Here is a 25,221-nt window from a genome sequence, read left to right as displayed (position 1 = left end):
CATGCGCAATGTGGCCATCATCGGCGCTGGTATCGGCGAACAGCATTTGGCGGGCTACCGAGAGCTGCCCGACCTGTTTGCCGTCAAAGCCCTGTGCGACCTCAACCGAGAACGCGCGCGGGTGGTCGCGAGCGGCGACAACAGCATTGCCATCCACGCCGACAGCCAGGCGGTACTGGACGATGACAGCATCGACATCATCGATGTCTGCTTGCCACCGCATCTGCATTTCGATGTTACGCTCGCAGGCCTGAAAGCCGGCAAACACGTGATCTGCGAAAAGCCGCTGGTGCGTTCGGTGCGTGAGGTAGATGTGTTGATTGATGCGGCGACAGAGGCGCAGCGTCAGGTTTTCCCGGTGTTCCAGTATCGCTATGGCCACGGCCTGCATCAGCTCCAAGCGCTGATCCATGCGGGCCTTGCCGGCAAGCCGTATGCAGCAAGCCTTGAGACCCATTGGAACCGCGATTCAGACTATTACGCCGTCGCCTGGCGCGGCACATGGACCGGCGAATCCGGAGGCGCCGTGCTCGGCCACGCCATCCACAATCATGATCTGTTGACCTATGTGATGGGGCCGATCCGATCGCTGTCGGCGATCACCACCACGCGGGTGAACCCGATTGAAGTCGAAGACTGTGCCGCCATCAGTTTTGAGATGGAATCCGGCGCACTTGCCACCTCCTCCATTTCGCTCGGCGCGGGCGACGACACCTCACGCTTGCGCTTCCTCTTCGAAGGCTTCACAGCCACCAGCGGCACCGAGCCTTATGCACCGGGCGACGGCACCTGGACCTTCACCGCACGCAACCCCACCAAACAGGCGCAAATCGACGCCGTTTTGGCCAATTTGAACCCCGTTCCCGCTGGATATGCCGGATTCTTCCAGGCAATCGCATCGGCACTTGACGGGCACCCCGGTCGTGACGTCACATTGGCTGATGGACGCCGGTCAATCGAACTTGTCACGGCGGTCTATCAGGCTGCACGGACAGGAAAGCGCGTGGCCCTACCGCTCGGAAAGGAGAACGCGCTCTACGCCGGATGGCAGCCTGAAAGGCAACATCCAACCAACACGCAAACAACGAAAAATCTGGCTCACTGAACAACCAATCAGAGCCAAACGTCTTGGGAGAGAAACAAATGAAAAAGACCCTTCTGGCAACCTCCGCGCTCGCGGCCATGATGGCAGGCACCGCCCTGGTTCCCGCCACGGCCTCGGCGCAGGAAATCCGTTTCATGTGCTATTCCGATGGCAATGAATGCGAAGTCTATGATGATGTGATCGACCGCTTCGAAGAAGCCAATCCTGGCGTCACCGTCGCTGTCGATGTCGTCCCCTACCAAGCGATCCTTGAGAACCTTCCGGTTCAGCTGGCTGCTGGCGAAGGCCCCGACCTTGCCAAAGTCACTGACCTTGGCGGCCTCAACGAGTATTATCTCGATCTGGAGCCCTATGTGGACGCTGGATACTGGGAAGAAAGCTTTGGCGGCACGCTCGATTGGTATCGCGGCGGCCCGGATCGCCAGGGCATCTACGGCATGCATTCGCAGCTGACCGTCACCGGCGCGTTCGTCAACGCGACCCTCTTCGAGCAGGCCGGCGTAGACCTTCCAGGCGAAGGTGCAACCTGGGAAGACTGGGCCGAGGCCTCACGCCAAGTGGCTGAAGCAACCGGTGCACCATTCCCGATGGCGATTGACCGTTCCGGTCACCGCGTCGCCGGTCCGGCGATCTCTTACGGGGCCGCGCTGTTCGATGAAAATGGCGATGCCATCCTGGTCGACGACGGCTTCACGGCGTTCGTGCAGCAGTTCGTCGATTGGCACGAAGACGGCACCATCGCCCGCGATGTATGGGCCGGCCAAGGCGGCCAGACCTACCAGGATGCCGCCCAAGAGTTCATCAATGGCGATCTGGTCTTCTACTATTCCGGTAGCTGGCAGGTTGGTCGCATGGACGAGCAGGTCGGTGACTTCTTCGACTGGCAGGTCGTCGGTTCGCCTTGTGGCCCAGCTGGCGCATGTTCCGGCATGCCAGGTGGCGCGGGCATTGTTGGTTTCGCTGAAACCGACCACCCCGAAGAAGTGGCGGCTTTGATCGACTTCCTGGCGCAGGAAGATGTGTACGGTGAAGTCGCTGCGCGCACCCGCAACATCCCAGCGCACCTTGGCGTGGCAGCCAGCGGTGTTGAGTTCCAAGACGCTTCGGATGGCGCCAAAGCAGCGCTGAACGGTTTTGCCGGCTCGCTGCCCGACATCCATCCAGCTGCCTTCGCCTATCAAGGTTATGCGGGCAACCGTGCCATGTTCGGCATCACGGTTGAGCGCGTCAGCCAGGCCATCGTCGGCGAGCTGACAGTTGAGGAAGCCATGGAACGCGCGGCATCCGACCTCGCCGAAGCCATGGCCGAGACCAACTAGGCCGGTCCGGACCAATGGTCACCAACACAGAGGTGGGCGATAACACATCGCCCGCCTCACCCGAACCTTCCCCACAGCAGCCCGCCAAGGCTGCGCCGGTGAAGGGAGACGGGATCGCCCTTACTCTTCTCACGCCCATTATGCGGGTGATCGAGATACCCTTTTTGGCGCTGCAAAGGATGCTTGGCGTCAACCGGCTTGCCTGGGTCTTCCTGCTGCCGAACCTGCTTCTGTTCGGCTTCTTCGCCTTTCTGCCGATCATTTTGAACGTCTTTTACGCCATGACCGGCGGCGACAATGTGCTGCTGGAAAACCGGCCCTTTGTCGGCGGTCAGAATTTCGGCACGCTGACGGATTGTTCCAATTTTCTTGATCCCAATTCCTGCCTGCAGGACAAGTTTTGGCGCGCCGTCTGGAACACCACCTGGTTCGTCACGCTTCAGGTCGGAATCATGGTTGGCTTCTCGCTGCTGACTGCAATCATCTTGAACCGCGATATCCGCGCCCGCGGCTTTTTTCGCTCCGTTTTCTTCTTCCCCGTGCTTTTGTCGCCGGTTGTCGTCGCGCTGATCTGGAAATGGATCTTGCAGCGCGAAGGCTTGCTCAATGCCTTCCTGGATTGGACCGGCATTGGCGGCACCAACTGGCTGATCGATGCGCAATGGGCCTTTACCTGGACTGTCTTCCTGTCGGTTTGGGCCAATATGGGCTTTTACACCCTTATCCTGCTCGCCGGCCTGCAGGCCATCCCGCGTGATGTCTACGAGGCCGCCACCATGGATCGCGCCTCGGCCTGGCGCACCTTCACCAAGATCACACTGCCGCTACTCTCGCCCACCTTGCTGGTGGTGCTGGTGCTGGCGCTAATCAAAGGCGTGCAGACGTTCGACGAGGTTTTCGCGTTCACCGGCGGTGGACCCGGCACGGCGACCACCTTCATCATCCAGTACATTTATGAGGAAGGCTTTGCCGGGGCACCGCGCCTGTTCGGTCTGGCCGCCGCCGCGTCGCTGATGGTGGCTGGCGTCCTGGTGCTGCTGACGCTGGTCCAATTGTGGCTCAACCGGAGGAACGTCGATGGGTAACTCTACCTCCGGAACCACAACACTGTGGCAGATGCTGACCGCAACGCGCGGCAAGAACGGTAAGCTGCATTGGACCGATTGGGTCTCCTATGGCTACCTGTTCCTTGGCGTCTTTTTGATGTTCTTCCCAGTGGTCTGGCTGCTGATGTCGTCCTTCAAAACCGAAGGCGATTTGCAGCGTTACCCGCCAACCTTCTTGCCCTATCAACAAACGACCGTTGAACTGCCAGGCATGGACGGCCAGTTTCCGCTGTTCGAGATCACCGGCGGCGAGCATGAGGGTCGAACGCTGGCACAATTGCGCCGCGTCGGTCTGGTCGCGCAGATGGTCGACCCGGCTAACCCTGACGAGCGCCTGCGTGTCGATATCTCCGACCGCCAACCGGTGCAGGAAGTGCGCCTTGCGGTGGAGAACTACACCGGGCTTTTCGAGCGCTTCAATTTCATGCGCTTCTTCTTCAACTCCACCTTCATTACGGTGACGGCGACGCTGATCATGCTGTTGGTCAACGCGATGGCGGCCTTTGCGCTCTCAAAGTACCAATTCCGAGGGCGAACGGCGGTGCTCTTGCTCGTCATCGGTACGCTGATGATCCCGCAGACGGTGGTGCTGGTGCCGCTGTTCCTGATCGTCACCGAGATGGGGATGCTGAACTCGCTCTGGGGCGTGATCATACCCGGCGCGGCCACGCCCACCGGCGTGTTTTTGCTGCGGCAATACATGATCACCATACCGGACGAAATCTTGGACGCCGCGCGCATGGATAAGGCGTCGGAATGGAAGATTTTCTGGCGCATCATCATTCCGCTTTCGGCACCCGCCATCGCCGTGCTGGCGATCCTTGCCATCATGTGGCGCTGGAACGATTTCCTCTGGCCACTGATCGTGCTGACGGAGAGCCAGAACTTCACGCTGCAATTGGCGCTGAACTCCTTCCAGGGTGAGCTTCAAACCGAGTGGTCGAGCCTGCTCGCCATGACGGTGCTGACGCTGCTGCCGATCGCGCTGGTGTTCATGTTCCTGCAGAAATACATCGCGACGGGGATTGCCTCGACTGGGGGCAAATAGACTTGGCTCGCCACCAGCATCTCGCATCGTCGTCATCCTCGCCCTTGTGGCGGGGATCCATTCCAATGGACGCGTGGGCGATTACCACACAGGCATGCACTTCTTTGGGCATGGACCCCTGTGACAAGCACAGGGGTGACGCCAAGTGGGGCGGCACGAAAAACAAGAATGATCGGCCAACCGATCACAGGGGGAACACATGGCCAGCGTTGAGCTGAAAAACCTGAAAAAGGCCTATGGCGATGTCGAGGTGATCCGCGGCATCGACATGCAGATCCAATATGGCGAGTTCTGCGTGTTTGTCGGCCCATCCGGCTGCGGAAAATCGACGCTTCTGCGAATGATTTCCGGGCTGGAGCCAATCACCTCCGGCGACATCGAGATCGAAGGATCGGTGGTCAATAAGATCCCCGCCGCCGACCGCGGACTGGCGATGGTGTTCCAGTCTTACGCGCTCTACCCGCATATGACGGTGCGCCAGAACCTTTCCTTCGGGTTGGAAAACATCAACACGCCGAAGGCCGAGATCGCCGAGAAAATCCATGCGGTAGCGACCATGTTGCAGATCGACATGCTGCTCGATCGTCGCCCGAAAGACCTGTCCGGCGGGCAACGCCAACGCGTCGCCATAGGTCGGGCCGTGGTGCGCGAACCAAAGGTTTTTCTGTTCGACGAGCCTCTGTCGAACCTTGATGCCGAACTGCGCGTGGATATGCGCGGCGAGATTTCCTCGCTCCATAAGCGCCTCGGCAACACCATGATTTACGTGACCCATGATCAGGTCGAGGCCATGACCATGGCCGACAAGATCGCAGTACTCCGCCTAGGCGTGCTGGAGCAGTTTGGCCGCCCGCTCGACCTCTACAATTCGCCCGCCAATCTGTTCGTCGCCGGCTTTATCGGCTCACCAAAGATGAACTTCCTGACCGGTGAGATCGACACCTCCAACCGGACATTACTGACGCTGGATACCGGCGAGAAAATCCACCTGCCGTCCACGGGCTTCCGCCAGCAGGTCGGTCAGAAGGTGACGCTTGGCGTACGCCCCAACGAGCTGCGACCCGACCCCATCGGTGTGATCGATATGCAGGTCGCCGCCGTGGAACAGCTCGGCAGCGACAGCTATCTTTACGGTGCGTTGAAAGACGGCACCAAGCTGACTGTCCACAATCCTGGCCAGACCAAGGTAGAGGCCGGCGAAACTGTCAGCCTGGGCGCCGACCCATCCGATTTCCATCTGTTCGACACCGCGTCTACTTTGACGCTGCGCGAAGCCTAATCGCCCCATGATGCGACAAACATGTTGAGACAAACCTGGCGCTGGTTCGGTCCAGCGGACACCATTTCGATTCCCGAAATCCGCCAGACGGGAGCTGAAGGCATCGTCTCGGCGCTGCACCACATCGCACCTGGCGATGTGTGGACGGCAGAAGAGATCACCAAGCGGAAACGCGAAATCGAGCAAGCGGTCGTGTCGCAGGCACGGAGCGGCGAGAAAAAAGAGCCTTCCGGACTGAGCTGGGACGTGGTGGAAAGCGTGCCGGTGTCGGAGACCATCAAGACGAAAACTGGACCGGTTGCCGAGCATTACGAAGCCTATCGGCAATCGCTGCGCAACCTGGCCGATCAGGGCCTACAAACCGTCTGCTACAATTTCATGCCGATTCTGGATTGGACGCGCACCGATCTGGCCGCGCGGATGTCCGACGGCGCAACAGCCATGCGCTTCGACTTGCTCGAGTTCTGTATTTTCGATGCGCTGCTGCTGGCGCGTCGGGGAGCCGAAGGCGACTATCCCGAGGCAATGCTGGACGAAGCGCGCGCAAAGCATGCGAACATGAGCGACGCAGACAAACAGGGCCTGGTGAACAACATCGTCGCGGGGCTACCGGGCGCCAATGATAGCTGGACGCTGGACGATGTCCGCGCGCAACTTGCCACCGATGCCGACATTACCGCCGAACGTTTGCGCCAAAACCTGATCGATTTCTTGTCCGAAGTCGTGCCCACCGCCGAAGAAGTCGGCATCCGGCTCTGCTGTCACCCCGATGATCCGCCTTTTTCGCTGCTCGGTCTGCCGCGCGTCATGTCGACGACGGACGACTACGCGACGGTGCTCAATGCCGTCGACAGTCCGGCCAATGGCGCGACGCTCTGCACGGGGTCCCTTGGCGTGCGCGAGGATTTCGATCCGGCCGATTTTGTGGAACGCCTCGGGTCAAAAATCCATTTTGTCCATCTGCGCAACACACGGCGCACCGAACCGTCAGCTGGCCTCAAATCCAGCTTCTACGAGAGCGAGCATCTGGGCGGCGACACCGATATGGTCGCCACCATCGGAGCACTGCTCGACGAGCAAAAACGCCGCAAAGCCGAGGGCCGCGCCGACTGGCAAATCCCCATGCGTCCCGATCATGGCCAGGCGATGCTGGATGATTTGTCGCGCAACTCCATGCCCGGCTACCCGCTCATCGGCCGCATGCGCGGCCTGGCCGAGCTGCGCGGGATCATGCAGGCTTTGGGATAGCTGCGTCGGCCGTGAGCCCAAATGGGCCATCGATCGGCCCTGGCGCCAGCTCGAACTTTTTTCGGTGAACACCCGTTCACCTCAATGGCTCTAGGTCTTGCTTTGAAGGCGGGCCAGCACATCCATCATCGCGGGCGACGTATCGGCATGGTGGTGGACGATCTTCCAACCGCCACGCTCCCGGCGATAGATGTTCGTGACGCGGTGCTCGACAGTGGCCTTGAGCCCGCCAAGCGTGAGCGTGCCTGCCTCGACGCCAACCTCGTAGGCGATATCCCCGGCCACGCGTATGAGTTGGTCTTCCAACCGGATCTCACCGCCGGAGGCGATCTGCGCAACCTTGTCGAAGCTGTCCGCGATTCCTGCCCAGCCGATGTCCCGGCCTCCAATGGGGTGCAGGGCCGTGGCGCTTTCACCATGGGACCAGACCGCGTTCATCGTGCCGCGTTCGCCGTTCGCCATTCGGTTCAGGGCTGAATAGAACCTCTCGGATGCACCGACGACTTCGTTCTCTGCCGACATGTTTGTCTCCTTTTGGGTTGACCAATTCTGGCCTCGTTAAGGCTGATAGAATTGCGCTACCGAGACGCCGGCATCGAGGTAGATAGGCGCTTTTCAATGGTATAAACTGGACAGCATGGCGAGCAGGCTCTCTTCACAGCCGCACTCCTGGCGCCCCGTGACGCCCGTGGGCTACAAGCCCCCGGATGGCTATGCCCTCGACATTGAGGTCTACCGCGTCGCCGAACTGCGGCGCAGAGCAGGGGATGTCGAGCAGCGCGGCTTCGAGCGGGCCGACTTTCACTGCCTGTTCTATGTGACGGCCGGCAGATACGCACACATCGTTGATTTCGAACTGCACGACTGCCAGCGCGGATCGCTCATCGTTCTGCAGCCGGGACAAGTGCATCATTTCGGCGATCTGTCGGAATGTGACGGCTGGGCATTGATACTGCGCTCCGAGGTCCTGCCAGCGCGCGCAGCCAACGCCGCGAAGGTGAGCGACATCGAGGCGATGAAGCAGTTGGAAGGACTTCCAAGCAAGCTGGCGCTTCGGGCAGGCGCTCAATTGGCCGCGACGGAAGCCTTCGAGCGCATGGCGCGCGATGCCGGCCGGCCGGCCTCACGGGCCGTCAACGCTCTGTTGCGTAGCCAACTGGAAGCGCTCGTCATTCGCCTGCACATCGACAGCACGATCCCAAACGATGCTATCGCTGAGCCGGCCCAGTTGCAGCGTTTCAGGCAATACCGGACCCTCGTCGAGCGCGAATTTACCAGATGGCACACGGTGGCGCTCTACGCCGCGGAATTGGGGTGCTCGGAAAAGAGCTTGTCGCGAGCCGCGCGCACAATGGCCGATCGGAGCGCCAAAGCGATCCTAACCGACCGTGTTGTCTTGGAAGCCAAGCGCCTGCTCGCCCATTCACTGCTGCCGGTGGCAAACATCGGCTATGAACTGGGCTTCAGCGAGCCGACGAACTTCGTCAAATTCTTCCGCAGGGAAACTCGGCTGACACCCGGCGCGTTTCGCAAACAGATGAGCGCCGGAACGCCAAGACCCGCCTCAAACCAACGTATACCGCCATCGCGTCTTTCTTGATCGGAGGAACGATGGAACGAATTCGGCGCTTTCGCTGCGTTGGGCAGGGGTTCGCGCCGACTCGCACATTCCCATGCGACCTTGATCACGGCCAAGCGATGCTGGATGATCTTTCCCGCAACTCCATGCCCGGCTATCCGCTGATTGGTCGGATGCGGGGGTTGGCTGAGCTACGCGGGATCATGCAGGCGTTGGGGTAAGCCTCTTGGCTATGCCCTGAAGGCGCATTCAGGTGGCCGCTTGTTCGTGCTAATTTGGCGGTATGAAGCCGACCACGATTGACCAGTTCCATGCTGCCCAAACTCCAGAAGATCAGGCGATTTGCGTCACCCTGCGATCAATCGTCGAACGCGGCTTGCCGGAGGCTGAAAGCAAGATCTGGCATGGCCATCCGGTCTGGTTCCTCAACGGCAATCCAATCGTCGGATACAGCAAACTGAAAGCCGGTGTGCGGCTAATGTTTTGGAGCGGCGCTGATTTCGAAGAGCCGAAGTTGAAGCCGGGCACGGGCAAGTTCAAAGACGCCTCGATCCATTACTCCGATGCAGATCAGATCGATGAGGACGATCTCCGTCGATGGCTGCTCAAGGGGCGGAGCATCCAGTGGGACTACAAAAACATCACCAAACGAAAGGGCAAGCTGGAACGGCTCGTCTAGCCACAAGGCAGAACTGGCCCAGAGCGTGAAGTGCTAGGTGAAAAATCTTCAGGCATGATGATCACCGACATTGAAGACTATTTCTCGAAAGGCTGCGGGCGATGTCCACGCTTCGACACCGACCGCTGTTCGACGAAGGCGTGGGGCGACGGGCTCGCCAAATTGCGGGCCATCTGCCTTTCGGCTGGTCTCCAGGAGACGGTGAAGTGGGGCCATCCCTGCTATATGCACGCCGAGCGTAATATCGCGATCTTCGGTGCCTTTCAGGACAATTTCCGTCTCAGCTTCTTCAACGCTGCACTCATGAAAGACCCAGAGGGCGTGTTGGAGCGGCAGGGTCCAAACACGCAGCACGCCGACATGATTCGGTTCACGTCCAACGTCGGTCCGGCAGAGAAGGAAGGCATAATCCTCGCCTATCTGAATGAAGCGAAGGGCTATGCGGAAGCCGGAACGAAACCACCCCAAGACGAAAGCGACATCGATCTACCGATTGAGCTTGTCGATGCGCTCGATGCCGACCCGGAGCTGTCGGAGGCGTTCCACGCCCTGACGCCAGGACGTCAGAAAAGCTATGTCATAAACCTCAACGGAGCGAAGAAGTCCGAGACCCGAGTGACCCGGATCAAGAAGTTCCGCGACAAGATCATCGCCGGAAAAGGCGCAATGGAGCGCTAAGTGGAGATCGCCAACGAAAGCAAGTTGAGCTAGGCCGCTTCCTACCGCTCCAGCTCACTCACCCTTAGTGTCACATCCGGGAACCCACCTAGCGTGTCGGGGTCTTCATATGTTCCCACCCAGATATCGTACTGGCCGGCGAGCGGCTGGGCGAAGTAAATTTCCGGGTTGAGGTCGCCCTCCACACGGTCATCATTGCAAAACCAAGACCCATCGGGCCAGTTGATGAGCAGCGTCGTGTCGGCGCTGCCCTCGACAAAGAACCGCAGCGGGTATTGGTCACCCGCCTCATAGGTGATCCGTACGTCAGGCGCCTCGGCGACAAATCCGACACAGCTGCTGTCCACATCACCAGCCCAAAGATACCCACCGGCCTGAAGCGGGTATTCGATAGGGTCAGGCGTGAAACCCGTCACGATCTGTTCATCGGCGAAGGTCGCAGCCAGCGAGAAGTCGGGGTAGACGCGCAAATCGGCTACCTCGGTTTCACCGGCCATGGTGGCGCGTATCCAGTCCTCATAGGCCGAGACGCGCGTGTACGTCGAAAAACGCTCGCCTTCATCCACGCACAGCGTGCCGCCTGAGACCAAGCCCACCTGCACATAGCCTTGGCGGGTGCGCACCATCAGCGGACCGCCACTATCGCCCGCACAAGCATCGATCGGCCGGCTGCGAAACCCAGCGCAGATCGCTTCGGGATCGCCGCGCTCATCGCACCTGGCATTGTCCACCACCGGCACTTCGGCGCCCAAAAGCAGCGGCGAGGTTTCAAACACATCCACGGTTTGCACCACCGTCTCGCCGCCCTTCATGCCAACGGTGCCGGACAGATCGCGCTGTCCTGGGGTGTTGCCCCACCCAATCACGATGGCGTCGGTGCCAACGCGCTCAATACCGCGCGCCTCAACATCCATCGAGAGCGTCACCGGTGGCACCGAGATCGGGTTACGCAGCTCAAGCAGCGCAATGTCGTCTGACCCAACACCGCGATAGTCCGGATGGGCATAGATGGTCTGCACGTCGGCGATTTGCCCGCCTTGCTCCAGACTGGTGGAGCCAAAATACACCGCCATCGGGCTTGGGTCGGTGGGCAGAAAATCCTCAATGCAGTGCGCCGCGGTTAAAACCCAACGCTCGGCGACCACCGACCCGCCGCAAAAATGCGATCCGAGCTGCGTGCCACCGCCTGTGCGGAACAATGAGACCTGCCAGGGGAACTCATCGATGCTGGTCACGCAGCCGCCCATGACCCGGCCATCATCGCAAAAGGCCGCGGCGGGTGTTGCCATGGCGCCGACGCCGAGCGCCAGCCCGGTGGCAAAAAAGCTGGTGGTCAGCGCGCCGGAAAGGAGCGCGCGCGATGAAACTGCTGGCATGTGTGCTGTCCTGAATCGTCTGTCACGCCAAGCACCATGGCACAGCGCTTGCGCCCGCAAAAGTGGGCTATCGGTCGGTCAGGTACACCGGGCCGACATCGCCATAGCTGCGCATGATCCAGGGTGTCTGCGCCCCTGCGGTGGCCGTGCCGATATGGTCGGTGAGGCGACGGAACAGCTGATCGAGCGGCGCACGCGGGGTTTCAAGCGCGTGTAACAGCGCGGTGGTGAACGGGCTGTTGGTGCCGTTGCCATCAGCCGCGATCTGGCCAGGAGCGGCGGCATAGATAAGGCTCATCGAGCCGGTGGAGCCGGTCACCAGATCGCCAGCACTGCCCGAGCCGGCGCCCTCACCGCGCAACCCATTGGCGCTGCAGGCATCCACCAGGACGATGGCATTGATGCCAGGCCGAGCCGCCAGCCGTCCCGTCAGCGAGCGCAGCGCCACGGCATGGTCGCCAAGATTGTCGCGTGTGCGAAGGTCCGCATCATCGGCTGGAATGAGATAGGTGTCGCCGCCCTCCGACAAGCCATGCCCGGCGATATAGACCACCGCCGTCGCGCCTTCGGGCAAGTGGGCGGCGAAATCGCGCATCATTGCCAGCATCTCTAGTCGGGTCGGATTGAAATGCGCGCCATCGCCATGAAGCGCATACCCGAGCTCAGACAAGCGCGCCGCTACGGCCCGCGCATCACGGGCCGGATTGCGCAAATCGCGGGCGCGCTCAAACTGCTCCACGCCAATCACCAAGGCATGATGTTTACCTTGCCCCGCGAAAGCGACGCCCGGTAAAGGCGTTAGCAACAGAAATAGGGCTAGGATGCACGCCAGCTGGGCTGCAAAACCGCCGAATAACCGGATCCTGACCTGCGACAGTTTATAACTTGCCATTGAATTCCAACAATGATGGTATGGTTGCGAAGGGTCAAAGAAACCAGCGGCAACCGGGGTAGGTTTTGATCCTAGCTGCAAATAGCTGTCACTTGCATGGCATGAACATCATGTAAGTGCCGCGTGATCCAGTCTCGGGACCTTCCATGATCGTTTGCCACTGCAACGTTCTGACCAAAGCCACCATCAGTGAGGCCATCGAGGACCTCATCGATGAGGATCCCTATCAGCTGATCACACCCGGGCTTGTCTATCGCCAGCTCGGCAAACGCGGAAAATGTTGCGGTTGTTTCCCTCAGGTGGTTGACCTGATCGTGCAAAGATTAGAAGAGTTCCAAACTAGCAATCCAAGCTATGTTCTGGAACGTAGTTTGGCAGGTGCTGCCACGGCTGCGCTGCGCGCGACCGGCGTGCGCCTGGCCTTGCAACGCGATTAGCCACCCGCACCACCATCCTGGCGGCGGGCTCAACACCAAGGAGTAGGTCCCGCCATGAAGGGCTCAGAAAAAGTCATCGAACGCCTCAACGAAGCGCTGTTTTTGGAGCTTGGCGCGATCAACCAATATTGGTTGCACTATCGCCTGCTCGATGACTGGGGCTATGCGAAATTGGCGGCCAAGGAACGCGCGGAATCCATCGAAGAGATGGAGCACGCCGACAAGCTGGTCGAGCGCATCCTGTTCCTGGAAGGCCATCCCAACATGCAGACCGTCGCGCCGCTGCGCATCGGTCAGACGATCAAGGAAGTGTTGGAAGCTGATCTGGCCGGCGAGTACGAAGCACGCGCTGCTTATTCGAAGTCCTATGACATTTGTGAAGAAGAGGGCGACTACGTTTCGAAGAAACTGTTTGAGGACCTTCTGCAAGACGAGGAAGGCCATATCGACTTCCTGGAAACGCAGCTGCAGCTTCTCGAAACGATCGGCGAAGAGCGCTACGGCCTGTTGAACGCCAGCTCGGCTGACTCGGCCGAGTAAAAGGCCTGCGCCAAAGCGGTTGTTCCGCAGGAACAGAGCGTGGCCCATCAAAAGCCAAAGCGGTCGTCGCTTGCGACGGAGCGTGGCGCTTAGTAAAAATGTCGTCCCGCAGGCGCCAAGCGCTATCCAGCGTGACAATCCTCAGATGACCTGAATCACTCGGCGGCCAAAACCGCCGGGTTTTTTTGTGCCTGTACGTCACTTTTCGACGCAAGCCAAAGGTCCAGAAACTGGTCGAGCCAGGCATCAACCGCCGCGTCATAGCGCAGGCGGCCTTCAATATGCGCCTTGCGCGGCTGCGCACCGGGCGCCGCCATGCGGTGGGCACCCTTAACCGTCCAGCGATAGGTCATGGCGAAGGTGAGCTCAGGGTGGAACTGCAGGCCAAACGCCGACGGACCGACCTGAAAGGCTTGCTCAGGAAACGGCCCATGGGCCTTGGCAAGCCGCACGGCACCTGCGGGCAAATCAAACCCATCCTGATGCCATTGATAGACCATATCGGGCCAATGGATCAGCGCCTCACCCTCGGGCGTTGGCGCGATGGGGTAGTAGCCAACCTCCACCAGCCCATCAGGATGCGGCTTGACGTCGGCGCCCAAATGCTTGGCCATGATCTGCGCACCGAGGCAGAGGCCAAGAAACGGCTTCTCCTCGCGCAGCGGCACGCCGATCCAATCGGTCTCGGTCTTGAGGAACGGCTCATCATCATAGGCCGACATCGGCCCGCCAAACATCACCGCCCCGGCATGCTCGTCCAGCGTTTCCGGTAACGCGCAGCCGAGCGGCGGCCGGCGAATGTCCAGGCGGTAACCGCGCTCGCGCAGCTTCATCCCAACCCGTCCGGGCGTGGAATGCTCCTGATGCAAGATGATGAGGATCGGCTGGTCAGCGGACATGAAGAGTCTTTGGCGAAAGAGCGGGTTTCGCGTTCGATAACGCGAACACGGTGTTCTGTCGCACAAAACCCCCGCCGCCCGCCAATGTCCAGCGACACGCGGCGCAATTCTTCGCGAGAACCGGTGATCAGCGCACCAGGCGCGCTTCCATCAGGCTGGCACCCATCGCATCGAAGGCGGCCATCATGTCCTCGTTGCGCGTCACGTCAAAATAGTGCGCAGGCGAAGACGCGCAGGCCATCAAGTACTCATCCGCATAAGGATTGCCCTCAATGTAGAACGTGTAGATCGTGATGCCCTGATCCTTCATGTCGTCGCAAACCGTGGCGAAATTGTCGAACATCGCTGCACCAGAATTGTTGTAGCCCCACTCCGAGTGCCCATCGAACTCATGGTCTTCCATAGTCGAGTTGCCGTCGGAGATGAACACAACGACCTTGCGCGCTTCATCGCCCATGCTGGGGTAGTTGGCGATACCCCATTCACCGGACCAGTTGGACGATACCGTCCGCCAGCCCCAGGCGAGCCCTTCATCGAAACGGCCCGTGCCGGCACCTTCAATCCCGTCCAACTCGCGCATCACATAGTGGACGTCATTGCTCGGCCCAATGATGCTGAGCGGGCATTGATACTGCCGGTCAGTATGGATGGCGCTGGGTCCGCGATGATCGAAGGGCTCGAAGGGAAGCTCCGCTGGTGTGGCGTCGGTCAACAGATAGGGATTATCGCGGTCATCCTCTTCACGCGGCTGCACGCAGCCTCGCCATTCGGCCATCGGTAACGCTTCAGCAGACTCATCACGCCACCCGCGGCGCCCCTGGTCGCCTGCGCGCTCGCGCTCTTCATCGTTCCAGTGGCCGCGTCGCCCGCGATCATTGCCTTGGTCTTCGGCAAAGCCCTCAACCCATTCAAATCGGTGCGTGCCGATGTTCACGCGGTCTCCCATGGGCACCACGGTCACCGTGAAATCATCGCGCTGGTCGATGGATTCATCCAACGCCGACAAGACCGCATCCAAGCTGTCATAGGCTGTGCGCCACCGTGATCCAAACGTCATCGAACGCGTCGCATCAATCACAAAGGAGATTTCCAACGGCTGCGATCCAGCCGCCGCAATGGCACTGACGCCAACACCGATATCGTCGATCCCGATAATGCCGAGCAAGGTGGTATCGACATTGCCCGTGGCGCGCACCTCATAGCCCAGATCATGATCCAACAGCGCAAAGCTGCTGATGGCGTGGCCACCATCGGGGACGTTGGCGTCAAAAGTCGCGCGAGCGTAAGCCTGTCGGCTCTCAAAACTCGGATGGCTGCTCGTCGCCGCCGCCAAGGCAGCCGCATCAGCTGCGTCCTGGTACGCGGAGCGCACATCTTGCGCACGGCTATAATCCAGGGAGGCGCCGGTGATGCCGATCATCGGGACTGCAGCTAGGCCGATAATCACCGCAACAACGCCGTTGGTATCTTGACCAAAGGCCCGCGCATGGTGGGCGAGGGCGGTGAAAAGAGGCGACTTTTTGAGAAACATGCTGGCACCGTTCATTTGAAGCGGCGCCAAAATGCCAAGCCAACTCACCAAATTTTGTTAAAACCGATCAGCGCTTTGGGAAAATGATCAACAAATGCTTATTGATCGAAGTGCTTGCCGGTTAAAAGGATTTAACTCTGAGCCTCGCCGGCCACGCGTTTGCGCAGGATCATCCGGTCACGGCTGGAGACGCCCAGAAGCTCCGCCGTGCGCCAAACCATATTGTCTTCCAACTCGTTGACGACGCCATCGGCAAAGACCGCCCGCCAAAGTAGTTCGATCACCTCGATGCGCTCCTCTTCGGAGAGCTTTGCTTTCAAGATCGAGGTGAACCCGTAGAGATCGACCGCTTCATCATCGCGCCGCTGGGCCTCTTCCATCACCTCGTCCAGATCGCCGCCGGAAAGCCCAAACTGGGTGTCCAGCGCGGCGCGAATGGCGGATGTTTCATCTTCGGTCACGACCCCGTCGATGCGGATCATGTGCACGAGCAAGGCGGCGACGGCCACACGCGCATCGTCGGGCGCAAAGGCTCCACCGGCTTCGGCGGCGGGCTCGGGGTCGGCGAACAGCGCTTTGAGACGATCAAGCATAAACGAGGCCTTCAACAGAACAGATGGCTAGAAAATAGATGGATCGCCGCGCGAAACAAGGAACATGGCTAAAGTGTAACCTGATGCTCGCGCTGGCCGGTGGCATCGACCTGCGCGCAGAAGGTCTGACCGGCCTTCTCAAACCCGGGATCGGTTGGGCTCAGATGCTCCTGGGCCGTGGTGATGAACAAGGTCCGCCGATCGTCGCCGCCAAAGGCTGGGCAGGATGTGTGCGGCGTTGGCGCCGTGACCTCGGCAAGCACCGAGCCATCGGGGGCATAGCAAGCGACCCGCGAAGAGCCCCATTCGGCAAGCCACAGGCGGCCATCGGCATCGAACACTGCGCCATCAGGGTTCCGGCCTTCGATCGTGAGATCGAGGTAAACCTCCGGTGAGCCGATGGGCGATCCGTCAGTTTTGTCGAGTTCAATGCGCATGACTTGGCCCGTCACGGTATCGGCGAACGTCGCATGGGATTTGTCCGGAGCAAAAGCGATGGCATTGGGGATGGTGATCGAAGAGAACAGTGTTGTGACCGCGCCGCGATAGTAGCGGTGGATGCCCCCGGCGCCTTTTTCCGCGCCCTTTCCCATGGTGCCAATCCAGAACCCGCCCCACGGGTCAACACGGCCATCATTGGAGCGGGTGCTGGCGTCATGGGCATCAAGTGGCACATGCTTTTCATGGGCGCCGGTCGCAATATCGAACTGCCAGAAAGTCGTCTCGCCGGCGACGAGCAGCGTGTCACGGTCCACCCAACCGGCCGCCGAGACGATCTCCGGGAACAGCCATTGGCGGAACTGCGTCGTCGAGCGCATGAACAGTTTCTGACCAAGAACATCGAACCAGAACAGAGCGTTGAGCTCAGGGTGCCAGAGCGGACCTTCACCCAATTCGCACCGGGTGGCATCGAAGAGGTGGGCTTCCTTTGACGTTAACGTCATCATTTTACCGCATCATAGGCCGCAACGATCGCTCGGGCCTTCTCGGCCACATCCTGCGCGCTGTCGCCTGGCTTATAGAGCGAGGAGCCAAGGCCGAAGCCGTTAGCGCCAGCGGCCAGCCAATAGGGGATGTTCGTCGCATCGACGCCGCCCACCGCATAGGTGGTTGCGGTGGAAGGGAGGACTGCATTCAGCGCTTTCAGGCCTGCAGGTCCAAGCAAATCGCCAGGGAAGAATTTCAGCCCATCCGCGCCAGCATCAAGCGCCGCAAAACATTCCGTAGCGGTGAATACACCGGGTAGCGAGATCATTCCCTTGGCCTTGGTCAGCCGAATGATCTCCGGGTTCATGTTCGGCGACACGATCAGGCGGGCGCCGGTGGCAGCGACCTCCTCAACCTGCTCGACTTGAAGAACCGTGCCTGCGCCGATAACAGCCCGGTCACCAAGCTTGGCCACCAGGCGGATGATGGATTGGAGCGGGTCAGGCGAGTTGAGCGGCACCTCGATCCAGGTAATCCCTGCTGCGAACAAGGCCTCGCCGATTTCACTGACCATATCGGGCGTCACGCCGCGCAAAATGGCCACCAAAGGCCGCGCTCCAACACTCACTTCAAACCTCCTCGTTCTGCAGCGCTCATCATGCCGGGACAGTGCGTCGCTCGACAAGTTGCCCATGAATGTCGGCCAAACCGCGCAGCACCATCGCTTCGCCATCAAGCACACCGGCGTCGAGGCCAAGCGCCGCCAGCGCCTCAGTGTAAGCAACACAAAGCTTGGGCGCACCGATCAAGGTCACCGGCTCACCCGGTTCAAGCTTTGCGCCAGCCAATTCCGCCCCAACCAGAAGGCCCGACACGCGGCCACGGGCCCGCACGCCGTCCTCGCCGGCAAGCAAACCTTCGGCGCGGACCGAAAACAGCGCCTCGGTCAGGCAGGCCGGATCATGATAGGCGGCAAGAACCGAGTCGCGAAAGGCTTCAGCATCCAGCGCATCATCACTCACAGAGTGCACCAAAATGGAGTGTTCGGTGAGCAAATCGAACAGTTCGCCGGTCATCGCGGTGGAAAAATGCGTCACCGCCCCGCCCTCAAGGCGCGCCCATTTGGCGTGCGTGCCGGGCAGGCAAACCCGACCGGACACGGTGTTGTTGGCGCCGGGAGCTTGACCGACGTAACCCGCAAGCTGGGTCTCTTCGCCCCGCATCACGTCATACGGATCGGTTTGGCTGAGGCCCGGCACGATGAAAGGGGCCAGCCGCGCATCCTTCGTCGGCACCTGCGCCAAGGCATCGCCGAGGCCAGAAAGCGCTTGCGGAACAGGAAGATAGCCCGCCTCGTGCCAGCCCTGGCGTGACCCGACCATGCCGCACATAACGACGCTCATCGGACCCTCACTGAGCCAAGGATCGATCACACCGAGCAGAGCGTCCTCGAAATCACCTCGGTCTTCACCGGCCGCCAACGCGCCCATACCAAGGCCATGCCCGCGCGCGATCACCTGGCCGGCACCGTCCATCGCATAGGCACGCAGATGGGTGGTGCCCCAATCAACGGCGATCCATTCGGGGGCTGGCACCGCTTGCATCAGCCAGGCACCACCACGCCGCCATCAATCACCAGGCACTGACCGGTCATCATGCGGCTTGCATTGGAGGCCAAAAACAGTGTGCCGCCAACAATGTCCTCCGGCACCAGATGTTCTTTCAGGCATTGACGGGCCATATGCTCAGCTAGGGCCTCATCGGTCGCCCATTTGTCCATCTGCTTGTCGGTCAGCACCCAGCCGGGCGCCAGCGCGTTGAGACGGATTTTCTCCGGCCCGAATTCGCGCGCCAAGGTGGCGGTTAGCGAGGTGATGGCTGCGTTTGAGCTCGTGTAAGCGGGCATACCGCCATTGCCCATCATGTAGCTGATAGAGGAAAAATTGACGATCGTGCCGCCACCGGTTTCACGCATCCGCGCAATCGCCGCCTGACAGGCAAAGAAGTAGGCCTTCATGTTGATCGAGGTTGCCCAGTCCCAATAGGATTCATCGATCTCAAGGGTCTTGTGACGCTGATCGTTGGCGGCGTTGTTCACTAGCACGTTCAGCCCACCATGGCGGTCGGCCGCCTCATCGATGCAGGCCTTCAGCCGATCAAGATCGGTAATATCGCACTGCATGTAGTGCGGTTTGTTGGCGTATTTCTCGCCCATCTCATCGGCGAAAGCGGTCGCGTCAGAGCGCTGCACAAAGGCGACCTTGGCGCCTTGCTGCAAAAAACCTTCGGTCAGAGACGCGCCGATGCCGGACCCGCCTCCGGTGATGAAGACGCTCGCGTCCTTCAGGTCAGAATAGCGTGCAATAGGGTCCATCAATGCGCCTCCCGCGCAACAAGAAAGAGGGCCGGATTGGTATCCGGGCGACGAGCTACTTGGTCTATCACAGTCTTCGGCCCTCTATCACCCACATCGATTCTGGATAGGACCAAGGCATCGTCAAACCTTGGTGAAGGAGATAGCTGCCGGAAACCTCCATCGGTCCGCCTTTCAGCGCCGGTGTGCCACGCGACAGGGCCGGTGCTGTGTGCCGATTGATGAGGTTCACCGCATAACGGGCGTCGGGGTCAAGACGGGTGAAGCGCAATGGCCGCGGCGCGATTTGCGCACTGGTGCCGGCCTTGCCGATGAAAGCCACAAACCGGCTGCCATCTTCGGCCAGTTGCTGCTCGGCGATCACCGCCGGATCGGGACTATCAAGGCGCAATATGTCGGCCCGGCTCATCCAGGCTCTGTTGGCTTTCCACCAACTGGTAACCTCTTTGAGAACCGCGATCTCGGTCTCGGTGAGCTCGCGCGGGTCCATTTCAAAACCCATATGCCGCTGTGCCGCGACCCAGGCCCGAAAACTGATGTCGAGCACACGCCCTGATGTGTGGCAGCGCCGGGGCCCGACATGCGAACCGGTCACGACCAACGGCAGGAAGAGCGCGGCATTGTGCTGCATCTTCAGCCGTTCCAGCGCGTCATTGCTGTCCGACAGCCAAACCCGCTGTGTGCGGCTCAAAATACCAAAATCAATGCGCCCGCCGCCAGACGCACAGCTCTCGATCTCAACCTGCGGAAAAGCCTCCCGCAAGCGATCGATCAGCGCATAGGACCCGCGCGTCTGCGCCGCGTCAGGCATGGGCAGCACGCGGTTATGATCCCACTTGATGTAATCGATCGGGTACTTGGCAAGGATTGCCGCCATCCGTTCATAGATGAAATCGCGCACGTCCGGCAGCGCCATATTGAGTGCTTTTTGCTGACGGCCAAGCGTCTGATCTTCCGAGCCGAGCGCCCATTCAGGATGGGCGCGGTGAAGGTCGCTTTCCGGATTGATCATCTCCGGCTCGAACCAGATGCCGAACGTCATGTCGAGCGAATGAACATGCTCGATCAGCGGGCCTAAACCGTCGGGATACTTTCGCGGATCGACCTCCCAATCCGACAGCGACTGCGTGTCATCATCGCGCTGGCCGAACCAGCCATCATCGAGCACGAACCGCTCTGCGCCGAGCGCCGCAGCCCGGTCGGCAAGCTCCTTCATAACTGGCAGCTTGTGGTCGAAATAGACCGCTTCCCAGCAATTGTAATGCACCGGTCGTGGTCGGCTGCTGTCAGGCCAGGTGACGACTTCATCACGCAGATGCCGCTGGAAGGCCACCGCACAGCCGTTTAGCCCATCCCGCGAATAGGTGATGTAGAGCGGTGCTGTTTGGAAGACCGTGTGCGGGTCATGCTCCATGCGCGCGGCATGACCGAACTGCACCTGCCGCCGCCCATCGGGCAGTTCCTCCGCCACCATCCGGTGCCCACCCGACCAACCATAGTGAAATGCATAGGCGTGGCCTTGGGTGTTGGTCGCCCCGCGTTCGGGCAGAATAAGACCAGGAAAATGCTCGTGGCCGGTTCGACCGGTGCGGTTTTCCCGGTAGCGCATGCCTGGCGACCAGGCCGTCGTGTTCGGCTGAAACTCCCCGCACCAGCGACCGGCAAAATCGATCATCGCATCGCTCTGCTGCGACGCAGGCAAAACCGGCGCAGCAAACCAGTGCAAATGAATGGGTTTGGCGGCCTCCAAGCGGGCCGATGTTGTGATGATATGCGTGCGCGGATTGATGGAAAAACGCGCCGTATAGGTCAGCAGACTCGTGGTATCCTCATAGGTGAGCACCAGGCCGTCTTCGCTCTGCTCATCCTTTTGGAAACAAAACTTCGGCAGCAAGGGCGTGCCGCCACTATCACGCAGGATCAAGCCGGGCTGGCCGGGGAAACTGCGTGTCGCTTCAGGACAGATCGAAAGATCAGGATTGGCATCGAGCATGCCACCTGTCACGTCGAGCGCGTGCGCCCGGCGCAAAAGATCGAGATCTTCGTCCTGGGGCAGAGGGGCGCCCCAATAGACCACTTCCGGCAGCCGATCATTATCGGCTGCCAGAACCAGGGTCTGGCGCCCATCATCCAAACGCCAACTGCGTATCACGTATGGGAAATCCTAGTTTACTTCACAGCGCCCAGCGTCAGCCCGGCAATGAAGTGTTTCTGCATCAGAAAGAACATGAGAACCGGCGGCAGTGCGGCCACAATCGAACCGGCACTCATCAAATGATACGCGGCGCGGAACTGCGAGTTAAAGCTGGTGATACCCGCCGTCACGGGCTGCGCATCCGGCCCTTGGGTGAGAACCACCGCCCAGAAATAATCGTTCCAGATGAAGGTGAAAATCAGCACCGCCAAGGCCGCCAGCGCCGGTTTCATCAACGGCAGCACGACGTACCAGAAGATGCGCCACTCCGCGACCCCTTCCACACGCGCGGCTTCAATCAGCTCATAGGGCAGCTGACGGATGAAGTTTCGCATGAAGAGGGTGCAAAACCCGGTCTGGAAGGCGATGTGAAAGAGTACCAGGCCAGTCTTGGTGTCATAGAGATTCATCGACACGGTCAAATCGCGCACCGGCACCATCAAAATCTGGAACGGCACAAAATTGCCGGCAATGAACATGAAGAAGATCAGAAGGTTGCCGTTGAATTTGTAGATGCCAAGCGCAAATCCGGTCAGCGAGGAAAGCGCAATGGCGCCGATCACAGTCGGCACCGTGATCAGGAACGAGTTCAGCATGTAGCGCGGCATGTCCGATTCCAGGAACACGCGGCCATAATTGGTGAAGAACTCAAAGCTCGACGGCACGCCCCAATAGTTGCCGTTGGTAAAATCGGCATCGGGTTTCACCGAAAAGACGGCAACGGCGATCAAGGGAAGCAGCCACAAGATCAGCACAAAAGGCAGCATCGCCTGATAGCCAATTTGTGCGGCGCGGGAGGATTTTTCTATCGGTTTGGGAAACATCGGACTTACCTAGCCCCCTTCTCTTCGCGCCACATGGAATAGAGGAAGTAGACGATGAAGAAGAGCATCAGGAAGAACAGCACCACGGCAATCGCCGCGCCGTATCCCATGCGGAAACCGAATTCCGACAGCGATTCTTCAAACATGTAGAAACTAAGCACCCGGGTTGAACCGAACGGCCCGCCATTGGTCATCACCGAGATGAGATCGAACGAGCGCAGCGCGCCAATGATCGTTACCACGAAGGCGATGAAAGTGGCTGGTTTCAGCTGCGGCAGAATGATGAACCAGAGCATCTTCCAGCCCTTGGCACCATCCAGCCGTCCGGCCTCGATCTGTTCAGGGTCAACGGCGTTGAGGCCGGTCAGATAGAGGATCATGCAATAGGCGGTTTGCGGCCAGAGCCCAGCGGCGATGATGCCATAGGTTGCCAATGTTGGATCGCCCAGAATGTTGACCGGACCCATGCCGACCAAGCTAAGCACCGCATTCAACAGCCCTTCGCGTGGAAGGTAGAACCAGGAAAATACCAGGCCAACCACAACTTGGCTGAGCACAAAGGGAAAGAAAAACAGTGATTTGTAGATGCGGATACCGCGTACGGTCTGATTGAGAAACAGCGCGATGAACAGGCCTGCCGGGATCGCCAGCAGGTAGAGAAACAGCCAGCGCACATTGTTCCAGAAGGACACGTCGAACTTGCGATCATCGGTCAGCAGACGCTCATAATTGTCCGTGCCGACCCAGGTCATTTCGCCCAGACCGTCCCACTCATGGAAACTGATCCACACCGACTGGAAGATCGGAATGATCACGTAGACGGCGAAAAACAGAATGCCTGGAATGAGGAAAAGCCAGGGCGTTGCGGCAATTTCGTTGCGCTTGTACCACCCTCTCCGGCTGACGCCGGTTGGTGGCGCGGCAGGCACCGTTGCATTCGCCATCACATGACCTCCCCCTGGAATTCCCCGATCCCGTAAAAAACCCCGCCCCAGATTTCCGGGGCGGGGTGATCATTGAGACTTATTCGTAGATGCGCTCGCGCGCGTCTTCCATTCGCTCAAGGATGTCGTCCAGATTGTCCGGGAACACCATGAACTCCTGAAGACCTTCCATGCCGATGGAGGCCATCTCAGCCGGGAAATCGCGGTCAAAGAACTGCGCCACACCGCCCTGGGCATTGTTGGCCAGCATGTCGAAGCCCTGCTCCAGGAACTCGTCAGCATCCACGCTGGAATTGGCGTTCACCGGCAGCTGACCGAGATTGTCGCCATTGTTGATGCGCGTCTGCACATCAGGCGAAGCAACGAAGGCCAAGAAGGCGCGGGCCGCTTCCACATTCTGCGCGCCGGATGGCACGTGGAATGTATCGGTCGGCGCATCTTCGCCCTGCGGCTGCGAGGCGTCGATCAGCGGGAACTGATAGAAGTCGATCTGATCGTCGGAAAGGCCGGAGTCGCGCATGGCGGCGACGGCGAAGTTACCCATCAGATAGGCGGTTGCTTCACCGTCGGCGAAGAACGGCAGCGCTTCCTGCCAGCTGTAGGACTGGTGGTCGTCGATGAACGCGCCCATGTCGATCAGCGTGCGCCAATTCTCAAAGGTCTGGCGGACACCAGGGTCTTCGGTCCAGGACAGCTCACCGCGGGCAAGCGCCATATGATGATCGAAACCGTTGGTGCGCATGTTCAGATAGTCGAACCAGCCGCCGGCGGTCCAAAGGAACTTGGTGCCGATCGTGTAGCATTTGCGACCGGAATCCAGGATCACCTGGCAGTTGGCGATTTCTTCTTCAAATGTTGCCGGCTCGGAAAGACCCAGCTCGTTGAAGATATCTTCGCGGTAATAGATGCCCCACTGATAGTAGGTGTACGGGATGCCCCATTGGCGATCATTGATCGTCAGTGCACCGCGCACCGATTCCAGACCATCATAGTCGCCAGCGTCCCACCAATCGGTGATGTCCATGAACAGACCGGCATCGACGTAAGGCAGCATGCGGTTGGCGGCATACCAGTTAATGACATCGGGCGGATTGGCAGAAAGCGCGTTGCGGATCTGGGTTTTCCAGGCTTCGCGGTCGACGATTTCCAGCTCAATGTTGAGATCGGGATGCATCTCACCGAACTCAGCGGCAAGGCTCTCCATCACCGCGCGCGGCGCGGGGTTGGACATATCGGAAATGATGCGCAGATCGCCGGACAATTCGGCAAGCGCTGTCGAAGTCAGCAGGCCAAGGCCAGCCAACCCAAGCACGGATGCTTTGAGGGTACGGTTCATAGAAGGTCCTCCCATGCGGAACCGGGTGAGGCCTTCGCTCAATGCCCCGTCCGCTGTTTTTCCCGACGCTCACGCCTTTTCGGCTTGTCGCCTGACGGTTTTTCCGTCTGGCGCGAACGCGATTGGTTGCACCGTCACAAACCCGCTCAGCACTTCTTTTGAGTCTCACTGAGTGGAACTTTGTTTTGGTGGTTGAAATGTTACGCATCTTTGCCTACCGTCTGTCAAGGCGCCAGAACGCAAACATGCGTGACCCGAGTAACGAGGTCAGGGTGCCAAGGGCCGGTCCTCCGGCCTGGCAGGGGAGCGAAAC

26 protein-coding genes are annotated in these 25,221 nt (G+C 59.9%); 12 read left to right on the top strand and 14 right to left on the bottom strand.

Going from position 1 to position 25,221, the window contains the following annotated elements; translation table 11 throughout:
- The first annotated feature begins 1 nt into the window (after nt 1).
- The 6 genes from JJ917_12330 to uxuA all read left to right on the top strand — a co-directional run bounded on the left by JJ917_12330 (nt 2) and on the right by uxuA (nt 7,105).
- On the top strand, nt 2-1,105 hold the full coding sequence (locus JJ917_12330; GenBank protein ID MBO6699611.1) for a Gfo/Idh/MocA family oxidoreductase: 1,104 nt from the start codon (nt 2-4) through the stop codon (nt 1,103-1,105).
- A gap of 77 nt (nt 1,106-1,182) precedes the next feature.
- Entirely contained in the window at nt 1,183-2,424 is a 1,242-nt protein-coding gene (locus tag JJ917_12325) for a carbohydrate ABC transporter substrate-binding protein (protein ID MBO6699610.1), read from the top strand.
- Nucleotides 2,425-2,438: 14 nt separating this feature from the next.
- Nucleotides 2,439-3,509 (top strand): sugar ABC transporter permease, encoded by a 1,071-nt coding sequence (locus JJ917_12320; GenBank protein ID MBO6699609.1) that lies wholly within the window; start codon nt 2,439-2,441, stop codon nt 3,507-3,509.
- Nucleotides 3,510-3,540: 31 nt separating this feature from the next.
- Nucleotides 3,541-4,578: a carbohydrate ABC transporter permease gene (locus JJ917_12315; GenBank protein MBO6699608.1), complete on the top strand. Its 1,038-nt coding sequence runs from the start codon at nt 3,541-3,543 to the stop codon at nt 4,576-4,578.
- A gap of 199 nt (nt 4,579-4,777) precedes the next feature.
- A complete protein-coding gene (gene ugpC, locus JJ917_12310) occupies nt 4,778-5,857 on the top strand; it encodes a sn-glycerol-3-phosphate ABC transporter ATP-binding protein UgpC (protein ID MBO6699607.1) in 1,080 nt (359 codons plus the stop codon).
- Nucleotides 5,858-5,881: 24 nt separating this feature from the next.
- Nucleotides 5,882-7,105, top strand: a complete 1,224-nt coding sequence (gene uxuA / locus JJ917_12305) for a mannonate dehydratase (protein MBO6699606.1) — start codon at nt 5,882-5,884, stop codon at nt 7,103-7,105.
- A gap of 90 nt (nt 7,106-7,195) precedes the next feature.
- Here the strand turns inward: uxuA and JJ917_12300 are convergent, their stop codons facing one another.
- On the bottom strand, nt 7,196-7,627 hold the full coding sequence (locus JJ917_12300; GenBank protein MBO6699605.1) for a nuclear transport factor 2 family protein: 432 nt from the start codon (nt 7,625-7,627) through the stop codon (nt 7,196-7,198).
- A 166-nt stretch (nt 7,628-7,793) separates the two neighbouring features.
- Here JJ917_12300 and JJ917_12295 point away from each other — a divergent pair, with 166 nt between their 5' ends.
- The 4 genes from JJ917_12295 (at nt 7,794) to JJ917_12280 (ending at nt 10,041) form a co-directional block, all read left to right on the top strand.
- On the top strand, nt 7,794-8,705 hold the full coding sequence (locus JJ917_12295; protein MBO6699604.1) for a helix-turn-helix domain-containing protein: 912 nt from the start codon (nt 7,794-7,796) through the stop codon (nt 8,703-8,705).
- Between the two features lie 98 nt (nt 8,706-8,803).
- Nucleotides 8,804-8,905: a hypothetical protein gene (locus JJ917_12290; protein MBO6699603.1), complete on the top strand. Its 102-nt coding sequence runs from the start codon at nt 8,804-8,806 to the stop codon at nt 8,903-8,905.
- Nucleotides 8,906-8,967: 62 nt separating this feature from the next.
- Nucleotides 8,968-9,363, top strand: a complete 396-nt coding sequence (locus JJ917_12285; GenBank protein ID MBO6699602.1) for a DUF1801 domain-containing protein — start codon at nt 8,968-8,970, stop codon at nt 9,361-9,363.
- Between the two features lie 57 nt (nt 9,364-9,420).
- The gene (locus JJ917_12280) at nt 9,421-10,041 is read left to right on the top strand and encodes a YdeI/OmpD-associated family protein (protein ID MBO6699601.1); all 621 of its coding nucleotides are present in this window, start codon (nt 9,421-9,423) and stop codon (nt 10,039-10,041) included.
- Nucleotides 10,042-10,082: 41 nt separating this feature from the next.
- On the opposite strand, the gene JJ917_12275 is transcribed toward JJ917_12280, so the two are convergent.
- Both JJ917_12275 and JJ917_12270 read right to left on the bottom strand, forming a co-directional pair.
- Nucleotides 10,083-11,417, bottom strand: a complete 1,335-nt coding sequence (locus JJ917_12275; GenBank protein ID MBO6699600.1) for a serine protease — start codon at nt 11,415-11,417, stop codon at nt 10,083-10,085.
- Nucleotides 11,418-11,484: 67 nt separating this feature from the next.
- Nucleotides 11,485-12,156 carry a caspase family protein gene (locus tag JJ917_12270; protein MBO6699599.1) on the bottom strand — a complete coding sequence of 224 codons (672 nt, stop codon included), beginning with the start codon at nt 12,154-12,156 and terminating at the stop codon, nt 11,485-11,487.
- A gap of 299 nt (nt 12,157-12,455) precedes the next feature.
- On the opposite strand from JJ917_12270, the gene JJ917_12265 reads away from it, so the two are divergent.
- The gene (locus tag JJ917_12265) at nt 12,456-12,746 is read left to right on the top strand and encodes a (2Fe-2S)-binding protein (protein ID MBO6699598.1); all 291 of its coding nucleotides are present in this window, start codon (nt 12,456-12,458) and stop codon (nt 12,744-12,746) included.
- Nucleotides 12,747-12,800: 54 nt separating this feature from the next.
- Nucleotides 12,801-13,286, top strand: a complete 486-nt coding sequence (gene bfr / locus JJ917_12260) for a bacterioferritin (GenBank protein ID MBO6699597.1) — start codon at nt 12,801-12,803, stop codon at nt 13,284-13,286.
- 155 nt (nt 13,287-13,441) lie between these two features.
- On the opposite strand, the gene JJ917_12255 is transcribed toward bfr, so the two are convergent.
- From JJ917_12255 to JJ917_12205, 11 genes are all read right to left on the bottom strand, one after another.
- Nucleotides 13,442-14,185 carry a glutamine amidotransferase gene (locus JJ917_12255; GenBank protein MBO6699596.1) on the bottom strand — a complete coding sequence of 248 codons (744 nt, stop codon included), beginning with the start codon at nt 14,183-14,185 and terminating at the stop codon, nt 13,442-13,444.
- Nucleotides 14,186-14,312: 127 nt separating this feature from the next.
- Nucleotides 14,313-15,716 carry a VWA domain-containing protein gene (locus JJ917_12250; GenBank protein MBO6699595.1) on the bottom strand — a complete coding sequence of 468 codons (1,404 nt, stop codon included), beginning with the start codon at nt 15,714-15,716 and terminating at the stop codon, nt 14,313-14,315.
- Nucleotides 15,717-15,847: 131 nt separating this feature from the next.
- Nucleotides 15,848-16,309 (bottom strand): TerB family tellurite resistance protein, encoded by a 462-nt coding sequence (locus JJ917_12245; GenBank protein MBO6699594.1) that lies wholly within the window; start codon nt 16,307-16,309, stop codon nt 15,848-15,850.
- Between the two features lie 68 nt (nt 16,310-16,377).
- Complete coding sequence (locus tag JJ917_12240) at nt 16,378-17,256, bottom strand: SMP-30/gluconolactonase/LRE family protein (GenBank protein ID MBO6699593.1); 879 nt, start codon at nt 17,254-17,256, stop codon at nt 16,378-16,380.
- Complete coding sequence (locus JJ917_12235) at nt 17,253-17,930, bottom strand: 2-dehydro-3-deoxy-6-phosphogalactonate aldolase (GenBank protein MBO6699592.1); 678 nt, start codon at nt 17,928-17,930, stop codon at nt 17,253-17,255. Before JJ917_12235 ends, JJ917_12240 begins: the two co-directional genes overlap by 4 nt.
- A complete protein-coding gene (locus JJ917_12230) occupies nt 17,893-18,840 on the bottom strand; it encodes a 2-dehydro-3-deoxygalactonokinase (GenBank protein ID MBO6699591.1) in 948 nt (315 codons plus the stop codon). The genes JJ917_12235 and JJ917_12230 overlap by 38 nt, the downstream gene beginning before the upstream one ends.
- Nucleotides 18,840-19,610 (bottom strand): SDR family oxidoreductase, encoded by a 771-nt coding sequence (locus JJ917_12225; protein ID MBO6699590.1) that lies wholly within the window; start codon nt 19,608-19,610, stop codon nt 18,840-18,842. The genes JJ917_12230 and JJ917_12225 overlap by 1 nt, the downstream gene beginning before the upstream one ends.
- A gap of 67 nt (nt 19,611-19,677) precedes the next feature.
- Nucleotides 19,678-21,762, bottom strand: a complete 2,085-nt coding sequence (locus tag JJ917_12220; GenBank protein MBO6699589.1) for an alpha-galactosidase — start codon at nt 21,760-21,762, stop codon at nt 19,678-19,680.
- A gap of 17 nt (nt 21,763-21,779) precedes the next feature.
- Nucleotides 21,780-22,628 carry a carbohydrate ABC transporter permease gene (locus tag JJ917_12215; GenBank protein MBO6699588.1) on the bottom strand — a complete coding sequence of 283 codons (849 nt, stop codon included), beginning with the start codon at nt 22,626-22,628 and terminating at the stop codon, nt 21,780-21,782.
- Nucleotides 22,629-22,633: 5 nt separating this feature from the next.
- Nucleotides 22,634-23,572, bottom strand: coding sequence for a sugar ABC transporter permease (locus JJ917_12210; GenBank protein ID MBO6699587.1), 939 nt, complete (start codon nt 23,570-23,572; stop codon nt 22,634-22,636).
- 79 nt (nt 23,573-23,651) lie between these two features.
- On the bottom strand, nt 23,652-24,908 hold the full coding sequence (locus tag JJ917_12205; GenBank protein ID MBO6699586.1) for a carbohydrate ABC transporter substrate-binding protein: 1,257 nt from the start codon (nt 24,906-24,908) through the stop codon (nt 23,652-23,654).
- Nucleotides 24,909-25,221: the final 313 nt, after the last annotated feature.

This window comes from Hyphomicrobiales bacterium (assembly GCA_017642935.1).
Classification (GTDB): domain Bacteria; phylum Pseudomonadota; class Alphaproteobacteria; order Rhizobiales; family MH13; genus MH13.
The sequence above is the reverse complement of the archived record's forward strand: the minus strand, read 5'-3'. Positions and strand labels throughout refer to the sequence as shown.

Coding starts and splice junctions, on each gene's coding strand:
- JJ917_12205 (MBO6699586.1), bottom strand. CDS start 24,908: ATGAACCGTACCCTCAAAGCATCCGTGCTTGGGTTGGCTGGCCTTGGC.
- JJ917_12315 (MBO6699608.1), top strand. CDS start 3,541: ATGCTGACCGCAACGCGCGGCAAGAACGGTAAGCTGCATTGGACCGAT.
- ugpC (MBO6699607.1), top strand. CDS start 4,778: ATGGCCAGCGTTGAGCTGAAAAACCTGAAAAAGGCCTATGGCGATGTC.
- JJ917_12330 (MBO6699611.1), top strand. CDS start 2: ATGCGCAATGTGGCCATCATCGGCGCTGGTATCGGCGAACAGCATTTG.
- JJ917_12255 (MBO6699596.1), bottom strand. CDS start 14,185: ATGTCCGCTGACCAGCCGATCCTCATCATCTTGCATCAGGAGCATTCC.
- JJ917_12230 (MBO6699591.1), bottom strand. CDS start 18,840: ATGCAAGCGGTGCCAGCCCCCGAATGGATCGCCGTTGATTGGGGCACC.
- JJ917_12265 (MBO6699598.1), top strand. CDS start 12,456: ATGATCGTTTGCCACTGCAACGTTCTGACCAAAGCCACCATCAGTGAG.
- JJ917_12325 (MBO6699610.1), top strand. CDS start 1,183: ATGATGGCAGGCACCGCCCTGGTTCCCGCCACGGCCTCGGCGCAGGAA.
- JJ917_12290 (MBO6699603.1), top strand. CDS start 8,804: ATGCTGGATGATCTTTCCCGCAACTCCATGCCCGGCTATCCGCTGATT.
- JJ917_12210 (MBO6699587.1), bottom strand. CDS start 23,572: ATGGCGAATGCAACGGTGCCTGCCGCGCCACCAACCGGCGTCAGCCGG.
- JJ917_12225 (MBO6699590.1), bottom strand. CDS start 19,610: ATGGACCCTATTGCACGCTATTCTGACCTGAAGGACGCGAGCGTCTTC.
- JJ917_12280 (MBO6699601.1), top strand. CDS start 9,421: ATGATCACCGACATTGAAGACTATTTCTCGAAAGGCTGCGGGCGATGT.
- JJ917_12215 (MBO6699588.1), bottom strand. CDS start 22,628: ATGTTTCCCAAACCGATAGAAAAATCCTCCCGCGCCGCACAAATTGGC.
- JJ917_12320 (MBO6699609.1), top strand. CDS start 2,439: ATGGTCACCAACACAGAGGTGGGCGATAACACATCGCCCGCCTCACCC.
- JJ917_12285 (MBO6699602.1), top strand. CDS start 8,968: ATGAAGCCGACCACGATTGACCAGTTCCATGCTGCCCAAACTCCAGAA.
- JJ917_12235 (MBO6699592.1), bottom strand. CDS start 17,930: ATGGGCAACTTGTCGAGCGACGCACTGTCCCGGCATGATGAGCGCTGC.
- JJ917_12275 (MBO6699600.1), bottom strand. CDS start 11,417: ATGCCAGCAGTTTCATCGCGCGCGCTCCTTTCCGGCGCGCTGACCACC.
- JJ917_12300 (MBO6699605.1), bottom strand. CDS start 7,627: ATGTCGGCAGAGAACGAAGTCGTCGGTGCATCCGAGAGGTTCTATTCA.
- JJ917_12250 (MBO6699595.1), bottom strand. CDS start 15,716: ATGTTTCTCAAAAAGTCGCCTCTTTTCACCGCCCTCGCCCACCATGCG.
- JJ917_12245 (MBO6699594.1), bottom strand. CDS start 16,309: ATGCTTGATCGTCTCAAAGCGCTGTTCGCCGACCCCGAGCCCGCCGCC.
- JJ917_12240 (MBO6699593.1), bottom strand. CDS start 17,256: ATGATGACGTTAACGTCAAAGGAAGCCCACCTCTTCGATGCCACCCGG.
- bfr (MBO6699597.1), top strand. CDS start 12,801: ATGAAGGGCTCAGAAAAAGTCATCGAACGCCTCAACGAAGCGCTGTTT.